6 protein-coding genes are annotated in these 13,669 nt (G+C 65.6%); 1 reads left to right on the forward strand and 5 read right to left on the reverse strand.

Translation table 11 applies throughout. The features are described 5' to 3' along the window. Positions 1-27: 27 nt before the first annotated feature. The 3 genes from AC2FLM_RS10130 to AC2FLM_RS10140 all read right to left on the reverse strand — a co-directional run bounded on the left by AC2FLM_RS10130 (position 28) and on the right by AC2FLM_RS10140 (position 7,909). Complete coding sequence (locus AC2FLM_RS10130; protein ID WP_496857666.1) at positions 28-4,884, reverse strand: PKD domain-containing protein; 4,857 nt, start codon at positions 4,882-4,884, stop codon at positions 28-30. A 48-nt stretch (positions 4,885-4,932) separates the two neighbouring features. Further along, the gene (locus AC2FLM_RS10135; protein ID WP_496857668.1) at positions 4,933-7,212 is read right to left on the reverse strand and encodes a FecR domain-containing protein; all 2,280 of its coding nucleotides are present in this window, start codon (positions 7,210-7,212) and stop codon (positions 4,933-4,935) included. 238 nt (positions 7,213-7,450) lie between these two features. Next, positions 7,451-7,909: an Lrp/AsnC family transcriptional regulator gene (locus AC2FLM_RS10140; protein ID WP_234142802.1), complete on the reverse strand. Its 459-nt coding sequence runs from the start codon at positions 7,907-7,909 to the stop codon at positions 7,451-7,453. A gap of 149 nt (positions 7,910-8,058) precedes the next feature. Here AC2FLM_RS10140 and AC2FLM_RS10145 point away from each other — a divergent pair, with 149 nt between their 5' ends. Beyond that, positions 8,059-11,472, forward strand: a complete 3,414-nt coding sequence (locus AC2FLM_RS10145; RefSeq protein ID WP_496857670.1) for an indolepyruvate ferredoxin oxidoreductase family protein — start codon at positions 8,059-8,061, stop codon at positions 11,470-11,472. A gap of 221 nt (positions 11,473-11,693) precedes the next feature. On the opposite strand, the gene AC2FLM_RS10150 is transcribed toward AC2FLM_RS10145, so the two are convergent. Both AC2FLM_RS10150 and AC2FLM_RS10155 read right to left on the reverse strand, forming a co-directional pair. Further along, positions 11,694-12,998: an NAD(P)/FAD-dependent oxidoreductase gene (locus AC2FLM_RS10150; protein WP_496857672.1), complete on the reverse strand. Its 1,305-nt coding sequence runs from the start codon at positions 12,996-12,998 to the stop codon at positions 11,694-11,696. Further along, entirely contained in the window at positions 12,995-13,669 is a 675-nt protein-coding gene (locus AC2FLM_RS10155; protein WP_496857674.1) for a TetR/AcrR family transcriptional regulator, read from the reverse strand. Before AC2FLM_RS10155 ends, AC2FLM_RS10150 begins: the two co-directional genes overlap by 4 nt.

The following is a 13,669-nucleotide window of genomic DNA, read 5'->3' on the forward strand; positions in this document are numbered from 1 at the left end:
AGGCCATGGCCTCGGGCGGGGAGTGCCTTATTCGCGTGCGACGGCAGTCACGGTTGCGGTATCGCGCCCGATGCCGCAGACCAGCCCGGTGCTGTCCTGCGCCCGAACGGTCACGGTATAGCTGCCGGGATTGGCGAAGCGGTGACGCGTCACCGCGCCTGTCGCTTCGGTCCCATCACCAAACGACCAGCTCAGCCGCAGCCCATGGCCATCGGGATCGCTGGCCGCACCGGCATCGAACCGCACCACGTCATGGGCGCCGCCCACGGGTACGGTCAGGTCAGGTCCGGCATCGACCTGCGGCGTGCCGTTGACGAGGATGCGGGCGCTGTCGGTGCCGACATCGCACCCCTCGGCGCCGCTGTCATCCTGCACGCTCAGTTGCACCGTCAGATCGGCGGCAGCGTCAAACACCCGCTCGACGCGCGCGCCCTCCAGCGTGACCCCGTCCGAGAAGGTCCAGCGCCAACTTGTCAGGTCACCGTCCACATCGCCCGAGCCACCGGCGTCGAACACCACCACCTCGCCCGGACATACCACCCGGTCAGGCCCGGCCAGCGCGGTGGGTTGGGCATTTACGCGGACATAGATCTCTTCCGTACGGCGGCTGCCGGGCAGGTCGCGGCCATCGTCCAGCATCACCCGCACCGGCATCAGGCCGGGGCGGTCAAAGCCGTGCTCGGTTTCTGCCCCCGCAGCCACGGTCCCGTCGCCGAATTCCCAGCCAACAGCGGTCTCACCGCCCGGTGTCACCGCCCAGGGCAGGTTCACGCCGGGACAGACCGCGCCGCGCGCGGTCAGGCCCGCCACGGGCGAGGGTGCCACCTCGATCTGCTGGCTACGGGTAATCTGGCTGTTGGCAACGCCCGCATCGTCTGTGACGGTCAGGCTCACCTCGTAGCTGCCCGGCGTCTCGTAGCGGTGCACCGCCTGGACCCCTTCGGCCCCGCCGCCATCGCCGAACGCCCAGGCGAAGCGGGCAATTGCCCCATCGCTGTCCGAGGATCCACCCGCGTCAAAGCGCACCGACTGACCGACCGAAACCCGCAGGGGCGCGTCGATCACCGGTTCGGGCGCGGCGTTGACGATGATCCGGCGCTGCACCTCCAACTCGCTACAGGCCTCGGTGCCGCCGCTCAGACGGCTGCGCAGCGTCACCAGGTAATCGCCCGGCTCGGCAAAGACATGTTCGATGTCACGACCCTCATAGGTGCTGCCGTCCGAGATCGACCAGTTGAAGCCCTCGGGTGTAGCCCCGCCCAGCTTGTCCAGCCCGGCCGAGAAACTGGCCGGCATCCCGGCGGCGGCGCGGCCCTGACCCAACACCTTCAACTCGGGCGCGGCAATCACCGTCACCTCGCTCACATCGGTGTCGAGCGGGCTGCACGCGCCGCGCGCGTCACCGGTGATGGTCAGGGTCACCGAATAAGTGCCCGGCGTGCGGAAGATATGCTGCGGCGTCGCCCCGCTGCCGCTGCCGCCATCGCCAAAGGTCCAGGCAAAGGCGTTGACCGCGCCATCCGCATCCGTCGAGCCCGAGCCATCGAACCGCACCTGCGCGTTGGAACAGACCGTCATGTCAGGGCCCGCGTCGGCGATCGGCCCTTCGCGCACCAGCGCCGCGATCCGATCGACGGCCGTGCCGTGTTCGGTGCCGGTGCCGTTGCGTACCTTGAGCGTGACCGGATAGACGCCGGGCATCTCATAGGTCTTGGTCGGGTTGATCAGGTCCGAACCCGATCCGTCGCCGAAATCCCATTCATAGGCCAACAATCCGCCATCGGGATCGGCGCTGGCGGAGGCGTCGAACAGGATCGGCTCGCCCGAACAGACATCGCGATTGCCACCGGCATCGGCCACCGGCCGCGCCTGGATCGTGACGGCAGTGGCGTCGATGGCGCGAGCGTTGGACAGGCCGGTGCCATCATCCACCCTGAGTGTGACCGGGAAGATGCCAGCGCGCGGGAATACATGGGTGACCGTCTCGCCATAGACCGGGGGCGAGCCGTCGCCGAAATCCCAGCGGTGGATCAACGGGTCGCCATCGCCATCCTTCGAGCCGGAGCCGTCAAAGGTCACATGCAACTGATCGGTGATCACCGGCGCGCCCGCCTCGGCCACCGGCGGATGGTTGACACGGATCGTCACATCATCGGCGGCGGTGGCGTTCAGTACGCCGCTGTCATCGGCGACGACCAATTGCGCGCTCCAGACCCCGGGCGCGTCAAAGGCACGCTCGACCCGCAGCGCCTCGAGCGGGGCGCCCAGATCCTCGAACTCCCAGCGATAGGAGGTGAGCCGCCCGTCCGGATCAAAGCTCTGCCCTGCGTCGAACACAACCGTATCACCCGGCGCGATCAGCAGGTCGCGCCCGGCCACCGCCACCGGGGCCGCATTGACGGTGATCAGCACCTCGGCCTCGTCCTCGGCGGCGCCGCCGGCGAAATTATCGGCCACGGTCAGGCGGATGCGGTGCAGGCCCGGCTCGTCCAGCACATGGCTGACACGCTGGCCCTGTTTCACCTGCCCGTCCGGGAAGGTCCACAGATAGTCGGATATCGCGCCATCGGGATCGACCGATGCACCACCCGAAAGCAGGAACTCCTCGCCCGGGGCCACCACTTGCGGCGGGCCGGCATCGGCGATGGGCGCGGTGTTGATCGTCAGCCACATGGTGTCGCGATCGGTGTTGAGCGGCGCGCCGCTGTCATCGCGCACCGTCAACGCCACCTCGTAACGACCGGGGCGCAGATAGGCATGGCTGACGCTCTGACCGCTGGCGGTCGCGCCATCGCCGAAATCCCACTGCCAGTCGGTGACCCGACCGTCGGGATCGACCGAACCGCCGCCGTCAAAGCGCACTTCGGTCGCGGTCACGTATTGGTCGGGTCCCGCATCCGCCACCGGCGCGGCATCGACCCGCACGATCCGGGTGATGGATTGCAGCGCCGAGGCGGTGCCGCTGTCATCCTCGACCGTCAGGGTGACCGAGAACTCTCCGGCGCGGGTCCAGGCATAGCTGGCCACCGGCCCCTCGCCCATGGCGCCATCGCCGAAATCCCAGATATAGCTGAGGATCTGCCCATCCGCATCGGTCGAGGCCGAGGCGTCGAGCACCGCCACCTCGGACACCGAGACAGGCCGTTCGGGAATGGTGAACCGCGGCTCGGGCGGGGCGTTCACCTCGATCCGGGCGCCATCGGTGGCGATCTTGTTCACCACGCCGCTGTCATCGGTAACGGTCAGCAGCACCTGATAGCTGCCCGACTGTTCATAGCGATGGGTCACTGTCTCGCCGCTCAGCACGGTGCCGTCGCCCATGCTCCAGCGGTAATCGAGAATGGCGCCATCCACATCATAGCTGGCCGCGCCCGACAGGGTCACCGCCTGGCCGACAATGGCGCTCTGGTCGGTGCCCGCCTCGGCCACGGGGGCAAAGTTCACCACGACCCGGCGCACGGCAGTGCCGAAGTTGCAGGGATGCACCGCGTCGTCCTGCACCCGCAGCACGGCGCGATACTGGCCCGGCTGGTCATAGACATGCTGGGCGCGCGGGCCCTGTGCCGCGCCACCATCGCCAAAGGTCCAGCGATAGCCGGTGATCGGACTGTCCGAGGGTTGCGAGGCGGAGCCGTCGAATTCCACCACCTGGCCCGGCGCCACCACGATGTCGCTGCCCGGCACCGCGGCAGGGGCATTCCGTACATGGACCGGAACCTCGATCCGGTCGCCTCGGCCCGGGCGGCTGCCCGGTTCCAGCAGGCTGAGCCGGGCGGTATAGCGTCCCGGCTCGGAATAGCGATGCGCCACCACCGGATCGGTGGACCGGTTGCCGTCGCCGAACTCCCACAGGTAGGAGAGCGGGGTGCGCCCGGTCGAACCACTGGCGTCAAAGGCGACCGAGCGGCAATCGGCCAGCGGCTGACCGGCGCCCCGTGCAACCGGGCGCGGCGGTACGACGGCACGATAAGGCGGCATGGTCAGGGGCAGCGGATTGCCCTCGGCATCGAAGACCGCCAATGTCACGTCATTGGGGGTCTCGAACCCGCCCAGCAGGCTGATCGCCAGATTGGTCTCGTCGGTCGTGACCTCATCCGAGGTCCAGAAATCCTGTCCCGAGATGCGCAGGCCCAGATCGCGATAATCGGTGATCAGTGCCAGCTGGCCATTGGCGCCGTCAAAGCTCTGCACCGTGAGCGGGCCGGGCGCGGTCTTGGTGAAACCCACACGGGTCGCAGGCTTGCCCGCCGACCAGCGCACGGTGGGCCGATAGGAAAACATCTCCAGCCCCTCGGGGACCCGGTCGCGGTCGCGCGCCAAGCTGACACCCAGCGAATAGCCGTTACCGTCATTGCCCCGGCTGCCCTGCACGTCGATGCGGAAATAGGCACGGTCGCCGACGATCTCGCCCTGACGGGCCCGCACGGCGGCCAGCGAAACCCAGCGCCCGTCTGTCGACCGGTCGCTGCCCCAGACCTGCTCGCGGATCAGCTTGCCGGGCTGCGTGACCGGGTCATAGGGCACCAGGCGCGGCTCGCGGGCGCCGTCCGCCACCGGCTCGGGCCGGTCGGCCTCGCTATAGGCGCCATCGCCGCCGAACAGTCGAAACGTGGTTTCGGAATCGGCCGGCCCGCCATAGGTGAAATCACCATCACCGCCGGTTTCGGGGTCGAAGACACGCACATAGATCCGGTCCGAAAGATCGGCAGGCACGGAAAAGAATACCTGTTCGCGCCGGTCGGTATCACCCTCGCGGCTGGGCGCCTGCGGACCATAGACCACCAGCAGACCCTCGTCCGCGACGGTCTGCGCGCCGGTTCCGGAGCCGATTGCCAACAAGGCCACAGCCAGCGTTGCCGCTGTCCAGTTCCGTGCCAAACCCATATTCCGTCCCTCCATAGCCGATCCGGCGCCCCCAAACCGGCTGTTCACTCATTCAAACGCAGCGTTGCCCGCGTAATCCTCGATCATCAGTTCCACCAGTTCGAGCTCCCCCGCCTGTGGCGGCAGCGAGACCCGGCAGATGCCATTGACACTGTCGCAACGCAGAAAGCCTTCGACCTCTTCCGCGCCGATCCTGATCAGGAATGGCGCCGCCTGACGCAGGCCCGACGCGTCGCTTGCCAGGGCCTCGAACACGATCGGCCCGGCGTCTCCCTGCGGCCGGTCCAGCAACACCGAGGTGATTTCGGGCGGGTCGATATCCAGCAGGGTTTCCAGCCGCTTGGCGGTGACGTTGCCGACCGCGTCGGTCGCCACCAGGTCAAAGGTGTTGACCCCCGGCGACAGGGTGACCGAAAGGTCGAACCGGCCTTCGACCAACGGCAGGCCCGAGCCATTCAACTCCAGCCTTACCGCATCCCCGGCCAGCCCCGAGAGGATCAGCGACGCCTCTGCGGTGGCACGCGGCGGTGGCAGATCCAGTGTCAGGTCGGGCGCCACCTCGTCACGCAACGCGTCAAAGTCCAGCGCGCCCTCGACCGACCCGTCGGGTGCCAGCACCTCAACCCGGAAACGGCGCGGCGCCGCATCCACCGGCACGGTGAAGCTGATCGCGCCACCCGGCGCAACCTCGGTCCGCAAAACCGCGGCCCCGGTCTCGTCGCGCACCACGACGGGCGCGCCCGGTTCGGCGGTACTGTTGGCGGTGACGGAAAGCTGCTCCGAGCGCGTCGCCAGCGCCTCGTCCACGCGCGGCATGCCCTGGGACAGGGAAATCTCGATCGCCGCCGCCGGGCGATAGATCACGTTCTGGTCCCGGCGGCTGATGTTTCCGGCGGGATCGGTGGCCAGCACGCTGATCGTGTTGCGCCCCGGAACCAGCGCCACCCGGGTGACAAAACTACCATCCTCACCCTGTTCCAGCGCCGCCCCGTTCAGGATCAGCGCCGCGTCCAGTTCAGTGGCGCCCAGAACCTCGATCTCGGATGTGGTCACGATACTGTCGGGCGCGGGTGACAGCAGCGTCAGGAAGGGCGGCGTGTCATCCAGTCGGATGGTGAACTCCTGCGCCGTGCTCCAGGCGCCGGGCAGGCCCAAGCGGTCAAGCGCGGCCACCCGCCAGTGATAGCGCGCAGGGGGCAGTTCGACCTGCAACCCGGTGTCGCGGATGCCCCATTCTGACACCTGCATCTGGTTGAAGCCGGGATCGGCGGCAACTTCAAGCCAATAGGCCTCGGCGCCCTCGAACGTGTCCCAGGCCAGATCGGCGGTGCGGGTATAGAGGATCTCGCCCAGTGCCGGTGCGCTGAGCCGCGGACTGTTGAGCACGGTGGCCCGCTGCGCGCCCGCACCGGTGATCACCACGCCCTCACCCTGCCCCACTTCGATCTTGCGGCCGTTTTCCTCGATCTCCAATCCGGGCTGGTCATAATTCACGAACCGCGCGCCGGTGGGATCGTTCTTGATCCAGAAATCGGCCGAATTGGTGGTCGTCTCGATCCCGGGCACCTCGATTTCGAACGTGGTCTTTTCCGACAACTGATTGAGCAACGCATAGAAATCGCCTTCGGCAAGGCTGACCTTGGTCACCTCGCCCCCTGTCAGCGGGTCCGAACGCATCCGCTGGATGGTGGCGTTGGAATTGGGGTTCAGCCGAAGACGGCTGAGATCGCGAAAGGTGATTTGGGTGGTGCTGGCCGTCAGGGTTCGCACCCGTTCGAATTCGACAAGGATATCGTTCAACTGCCGGTCCGACCAACTGGGTTCGACCGGAGCGCGCCCCTCGACATTGCCCTGCACATCCGAGACCACGGCCTCGGCCGAGCGGTCGCGTTGGGTCAGCGAGATGTCGAGCGCCTCGTGCGCGATGTCGGTGGCAACCCCGGCGAACCCTACAACTTGACGCCATTCGCCGATTTCGCGCTTCTGCACCGCCTCGTCGCGGTTGCGAATTGCCTCACCGATCTGCACCGGCGCAAAGATGCGGGCGCCTTCGGCGTTCGCTTTCTGGATCGCCGTCAGCGATGAAACCAGCGCGGCATCGGCGGCAAAGACCTGTTGCACCGGCAGGCGCAGAACGGTTCCGGGCCGGAGGGCCGCGGGTGAGGAAATGTTGTTCAGAGCAAGGATCGCGGGCCAGAGATCGGGATCACGCAGGTATTGACCGACGACGCCGCGGATCGTGTCGTCCGGACCCAGGGTAATCTCCTGCATCGGCGCGTCCAGCGGATCGGTCTCTGCCAGCGCCGGACCGGACAAATATGTGGTCATGAGCAGCGCACCGGCACATGCCGAGCGGACACACAAAAATAATCGGGCCTTCACCATGACAGCCTCCGCCCCCCAACGGGTGTCGTTTGCACGACATAATTAACTATAGTCGCGCCCAGGCCAGGTACCCCTCAAGAAAAATCAATGATCTGGCCGGGTTCGGGTTCTAAAACAGGTTAATCATACTCCAATTTTGAATATTTCCCAAATCTGTTCTCGTTCCGGAAACACCGCGCGGTCAGATCGTGACGGGCCGGTTGCGTTTGATGGTGCGCAGGACGACATTGGTCTGGGCGCTGGCCACCGCCGGCAACCGGAACAGGAAACGTTCCAGAAAGACATTGTAGGCCGCCAGATCAGGACAAAGCACGCGCAGGTGATAATCCGCCTGCCCGGTGGTGGCATAACATTCCTGTACCTCCGGCGCAGTCTCGATGGCGCGGATAAAGGCGACGATCCCGTCCGGATCGTGCCGGGTCAGATGCACATGCACGATGGCCTCGAAATCGAGGCCCATGGCGCCCGGATCAACCACCGCGCCATAGCGGGTGATCACCCCCCCTTCCTCAAGCGCGCGCACCCGCCGCCACAGCGCCGAGGCCGACATGCCAACCGCCTCGGCCAGGTCGGCGTTCGAGATGCGGCTGTCCTGCTGCAACAGCATGAGGATTCGGCGGTCGCGATCGTCCAGCTGCATGGAAACGGTTAATCCTGTCAAATTATTGCAGCTTTCTGGATAAACAGTCCACTGACATCTGGCAATACCGGAGTTTCTGGCACGGATTTCCACTCTGCCCGGATTATCCTTCCGCGCGAACCCTCTGCCACCGCGAACAGGAAGCCCAGATGACCCATCCCGCCCCCGCCCTGCGCAGCTATGCGCTGGAGGATCGTTACGACCAGATCACCGGCCGCGTGTTCCTGACCGGCACCCAGGCGCTGGTGCGGATCATGATGGATCAGGCCCGCCGCGACCGCGCCGCCGGGCTGAACACGGCTGGCTTCGTCTCGGGCTATCGCGGCTCGCCGCTGGGCGGGCTTGATCTGGAGATGTGGCGCGCCAAGACACGGCTGGAAGAGGACCGCATCACCTTCATGCCTGCCGTGAACGAGGATCTGGGCGCCACCGCCGTTCTGGGCGCGCAACAGGCGGTGCTGGACCCCGATTGCCAGCACGAGGGCATCTTTTCCATGTGGTACGGCAAGGGGCCGGGAGTGGACCGCTCGGGCGATGCGCTGAAACACGGCAACGCCTATGGCAGCGCGCCCAAGGGCGGCGTGCTGGTGGTGGCGGGCGACGATCATGGCTGCGTCTCCAGCTCGATGCCGCACCAGTCCGACGTGGCCTTCATGGCCTGGTTCATGCCGACGCTGAACCCCGCCTCGGTCGAAGAATACCTGGAGTTCGGCGAATACGGCCTGGCGCTGTCACGCTTCTCGGGCACGTGGGTCGGGTTCAAGGCGATCAGCGAAACGGTGGAAAGCGGCCGCTCGGTGGAACTGCGCCCGGACCGGCAGTTCATCCTGCCACAGATCGATCTGCCTGCCGGTGGCCTGCATGTGCGCCGCGCCGACCTGCCCAGCCCCGAGATCGAGACCCGCATTCAGGCCAAGCTGCGCGCCGTGCGCGCCTTTGCCGAGGAAAACCCGATCGACCGGCGCATTTATGATCTGCCCAACGCGCGCTTCGGCTTTGTCACCACCGGCAAGGGGCATCTCGACCTGATGGAGGCGCTGCGCCTCTTGGGTCTGGACGAGGATAAGTGCCGCGCGCTTGGCATCGACATCTACAAGGTCGGCATGGTCTGGCCGCTGGCCCGCCGCAACGCCCTGCGCTTTGTGCGCGGCAAGCAAGAGGTGCTGGTTGTCGAGGAAAAACGCGGCATCATCGAGAGTCAGTTCAAGGAGTATTTCTATGACTGGCCCGGTGACAAACCGCACCGGATGGTCGGCAAATACGACGAACAGGGTGAGCCGCTGATCCCCTGGACCGGAGAGTTGAGCCCGCTGATGCTGGCCCCCGTGGTGGCGGCGCGTCTGGATGCGTTCTTTCCCGAGGAAAACCTGCCCGCCCGCGCCCGCGCGCTGACCGAAACGCCGCCGCCCGTGATCGCGGTGCCCGGCGCCACCCGAACCCCCTATTTCTGCTCGGGCTGCCCACACAACACCTCGACCAAAGTGCCCGAAGGCTCGCGCGCCAACAGCGGCATCGGCTGCCATGTCATGGCCAGCTGGATGAACCGCGACACCGACGGATATGCCCAGATGGGCGGTGAGGGCGTGCCGCATGTGGTTGCGTCCAAGTTCAACGGCGGCAAGCATATCTTCCAGAACCTGGGCGAAGGCACCTGGTATCACTCCGGGTCTCTCGCGATCCGGCAGGCGGTCGCGGCAGGCACCAATATCACCTACAAGATCCTCTATAACGACGCGGTGGCGATGACCGGCGGCCAGCCGGTCGACGGGCCGGTCAGCGTCTCGGGCATCGCCCAGACCTGCCGAGCCGAAGGGGTCGAACGCATCGCCCTTGTCTCGGACGACATCGAAAAATTCTCGCGCGCCGATTTCCCTGCCGGCACCACGTTCCACGACCGGGCCGAGCTGATGGTGGTGCAAAAGGAGTTGCGCGAGATCAAGGGCGTTACCGTTCTGATCTATGAACAGACCTGTGCCACCGAGAAGCGCCGCCGCCGCAAGCGCGGTAAAATCGAGGACCCGGCCCGGTTCGTCTGGATCAACGATCTGGTCTGCGAGGGCTGCGGCGACTGTTCGGTCGCTTCCAACTGCCTGAGCGTCGAGCCGCGCGAAACCCCGCTGGGCCGCAAGCGCAAGATCAACCTCAGCTCCTGCAACAAGGACTTCTCCTGCCTGAACGGGTTCTGCCCCAGCTTCGTCACCGTCGAGGGCGCCACCCGGCGCAAGCGCGCGGTCAAACTGGATCTGGAACAGCTGGAAAGCGGCCTGCCCATGCCCACCCTGCCCGCGCTGTCCGACCCTTTTGACCTGCTGGTCACCGGGGTCGGCGGCACCGGCGTCGTCACCGTGGGCGCGCTGATCACCATGGCCGCCCATCTCGAGGGGCTGGGGGCCTCGGTTCTGGATTTCACCGGGTTTGCACAAAAATTCGGCACTGTTCTCAGCTACATACGCCTCGGCGCCTGCCCGGACGCGCTCAATCAGGTGCGTATCGACACCGGTGGCGCTGATGCGGTGATCGGTTGTGACATGGTGGTCAGTTCCGCGCCCAAGGCCTCGGCTCACTACCGCAACGGCACAAAGGTGGTGCTGAACCGGGCCGAGATGCCCACCGGCGATCTGGTGCTGCATCGCGACGCGCAGTTGAAAATCAACACGCGCGAGGCGGAGATCCGCGCCGTGGTCGGGGCCGAAAATGTCAGCGGCTTCGACGCCAACCAGACCGCCGAAAAGCTTCTGGGCGACGCGGTCTTCGCCAATGTGATGATGCTGGGCTATGCTTGGCAGCAGGGGCTGGTGCCGGTCAGCCGCAGCGCGCTGGCACAGGCGATCCTTCTCAATGGCGTGGCAGTGGAAAAGAACCGCCTCGCCTTTGCCGCGGGCCGGGCGCTTGCCGCCGATCCCGCGCGGCTCGATGTCGAAAGCGCCACCCCGGAGGCAGAGGAAACCCTCGACCAGATGCTTGCCCGCAGGGCCGCCTTTCTGACCGACTACCAGAATGCCGCCTATGCCAAGCGGTTCACCAACCGCATCGCAGCGCTGCGTCAGGCCCTGCCAGATGCCTCAGAGGCGCTGATTGCCGAGGCCGCGCGCAACCTCTTCCGCTTCATGGCCAGCAAGGACGAATACGAAGTCGCCCGGCTGATGAGCGCAGACCACTTTCAAAAGGAGCTGCAAGAGCAATTCGAGGGTGACTTCAAACTCACCTACCACCTCGCCCCGCCCCTGCTGGCACATGGAAAGGACGCGCGCGGCAGGCCGTTGAAACGCGGCTTCGGCCCCTGGTTGCGCCCGGTTCTCAGCCTGCTCGCCCGTGCCAAACCGCTGCGCGGCACGGCTCTCAACCCGTTCGGCTACCATTCCGAGGCGCGTCTGCACCGTGAAACGCTTGCCTGGTATCTCTCCCTGCTCGACCGGATGCAGCGAGAATGCACGAAAGATAACGAGGCCAACTGGCAGGCCATCCTGACCCTGGCAGGCGAGATTCGCGGTTATGGCCCGGTTCGGGTTGACGCGGTCAGACGCGTACAAACTGACATAGCCAGCCGCCTCAAGCAGGCCTGATCCCCTGCACCTGCATTTGCCGCGACGGCGGATTGAGTATTTGTGACCAGAAAGAAGCAGCATCTTTCCCGCTTCTTTCTGGTCACAAATACTCCCGCCGGAGGCATCTGACCTCTCATCCCCACCGTACCCGCGCAGGATCAACACCTCCCCCCACGCGCCGAGGAGGAGGAACGACGACGAGACATTGTCTTGCGCCGCAGGCGCGCCGTTTGACAGCGCTATCCCAGGACCGAGAAGCTGCTCTCCTGATTGACCGGCCGCTTGCGTGAGTAGAAACCCACGTCGATATGGCGCCCGATATAGGGCAGTTCGAACTGGAGCGGCGCGGCGTCGTGATCGCCGCCTTCCTCGCAATAACTCACCAGCGCGGCCATCATCTTGCCCGCGATGGGGGCGTTCTTGTACTGGTTGCCGCTGGTGCCGCAGGCCATGTAGAACCCTGGCAGCGAAGACTTGTCATAGATCGGGATCCAGTCGGTCGAGGCATCGTAGAGATCCACCACGCCGCGCATCCGCGACGGGATACCCAGGCTCGGCACCCGCTGGGCATAGCGCATGGCCTGGGTTGTCCACTGATCGGTGAAGTTGCGATCATAATCCAGATCATCCTCGCACCACTGATGCGGGTCGCAGGCGGGGTCCTCTGACCCTATCAGGATGTGATTGCCTTGCTCCGGCCGGCAATAGCAGGCGATATCGCTGTCCGAGACGATGGTACCCTGCGCTTCGAAATCGAACCCTTCGGGTGCGGGCAGATGCACCACTTCCTGCCGCAGCGGGCGGGTCTGGATGGTCATGTCTCCGGTGACGCCCGCCATGCGATTGACGATGGCCGAGCCCGGTCCCGCCACGTTGATCACCACGGGGGCGTGGACTTCCTCGCCGCTGGCCAGCTTTACCCCGGCCACCCGTCCGCCCGATTGCAGGATCTCCACCACCTCGGCACGGTTGCGCACCGACGCCCCGTATAGACGCGCCGCAGCCATCAGGTTCTGCGCACTCAGCGCCGGATCGGTGACATAGCCGCCATTGGGCCAGAAAACCGCGACCCCCATCCGACCGCCATTGGGTTTGCCGAACTCCGGATCATCCAACCGCCGGGCAGGCGCATAGCTGTCCATTGCATAAATCGGCAGGCGAGCCTGAACCTCTTCGGCGCTCCATTCCTCGAACGGGATGCCCAGTTCGGCCGAACAGCGGATATGCTTGACCATCTGATCATTGGCCTCGGTCTTCATCACCAGGCAACCGGTCTGCCGAAACCGCGCCAGCTCTGCCCCCTCGGGCAGGCTCAGATACTCGGCCCAGTCGCGCCAATAGTGATAGCCCTCCCAGGCAAGGGCCGTGCCTTCGAAGGTGGAATAATGCATCCGGATGATGGCGCAGGAGCCAGCGGTCGAGCCGTGGCCCACCTGTGCATTGCGATCCAGCGACAGCGTCTTCCAGCCTGCCTTGGCCATTTCAAAGGCGATCGCCGCACCGATCACGCCGGTGCCGATGATGATCGCGTCGGGATTGTTCATGATCGTCGTCCCTCCCAGAAACCTCGGGCAAACGCGCTGAAGGCGGCGACCTCTTCGTCACGGGCCTGCACGCCGGTGAAGACGAACAGATAGTGCCGCACAAAGGACAGCCGCTGCTCGACCGGCTCGTTCATCTGCGCCAGGTCATATCCGATCTGCATGTAATAGAGCACGCGGGCGCGGGTCTCGGCCTCGATCTGGCTGTAACCATAGCGCAGGAACATCGCGGTCAGAGCCTCAAGCCGTCGGCTGTCGGACAGATCCAGCAAGCGCCGCACCTTGCCCGACCGACGCGCCCAGTCGCGCACCGCAAAATCCAGCGCGGTGTCGAACAGCGCCGGATCGACAACACAGTGAAACAGGTTGCAGACCGCGGCGGTTATGGTCTCGGCAGGCAGCTCGGTCTGCGCAATCAGGCCCGCGGTATTGGTGGCCTGCCATTTCGCCAGCAGCGCGTCCAGCAGGTCCTGGCGCGACTTGAAATACCAGTAGAACGACGAGCGCGAGACCGCCATCCGCTCGGCCAGGTTCAGGACCTTGACCTGCTCGACCCCGTCCGAGACCAGCACATCCATCGCCACGTTCAGCCAGTCTTCACGCGTCACCTTGATGTTGCCCACCAGTGGCTCGGCGCTGGGATCGTCGCGATGCAGGATCGGTTTGCTGCCCAT

Source organism: Ruegeria sp. SAZD011 (assembly GCF_059612545.1).

Bases quoted from the DNA above. Each gene is read 5' to 3' on its own strand.
- AC2FLM_RS10130 (WP_496857666.1), bottom strand. From the start codon at position 4,884: ATGGGTTTGGCACGGAACTGGACAGCGGCAACGCTGGCTGTGGCCTTG.
- AC2FLM_RS10135 (WP_496857668.1), bottom strand. From the start codon at position 7,212: ATGACCACATATTTGTCCGGTCCGGCGCTGGCAGAGACCGATCCGCTG.
- AC2FLM_RS10140 (WP_234142802.1), bottom strand. From the start codon at position 7,909: ATGCAGCTGGACGATCGCGACCGCCGAATCCTCATGCTGTTGCAGCAG.
- AC2FLM_RS10145 (WP_496857670.1), top strand. From the start codon at position 8,059: ATGACCCATCCCGCCCCCGCCCTGCGCAGCTATGCGCTGGAGGATCGT.
- AC2FLM_RS10150 (WP_496857672.1), bottom strand. From the start codon at position 12,998: ATGAACAATCCCGACGCGATCATCATCGGCACCGGCGTGATCGGTGCG.
- AC2FLM_RS10155 (WP_496857674.1), bottom strand. From the start codon at position 13,669: ATGGGCAGCAAACCGATCCTGCATCGCGACGATCCCAGCGCCGAGCCA.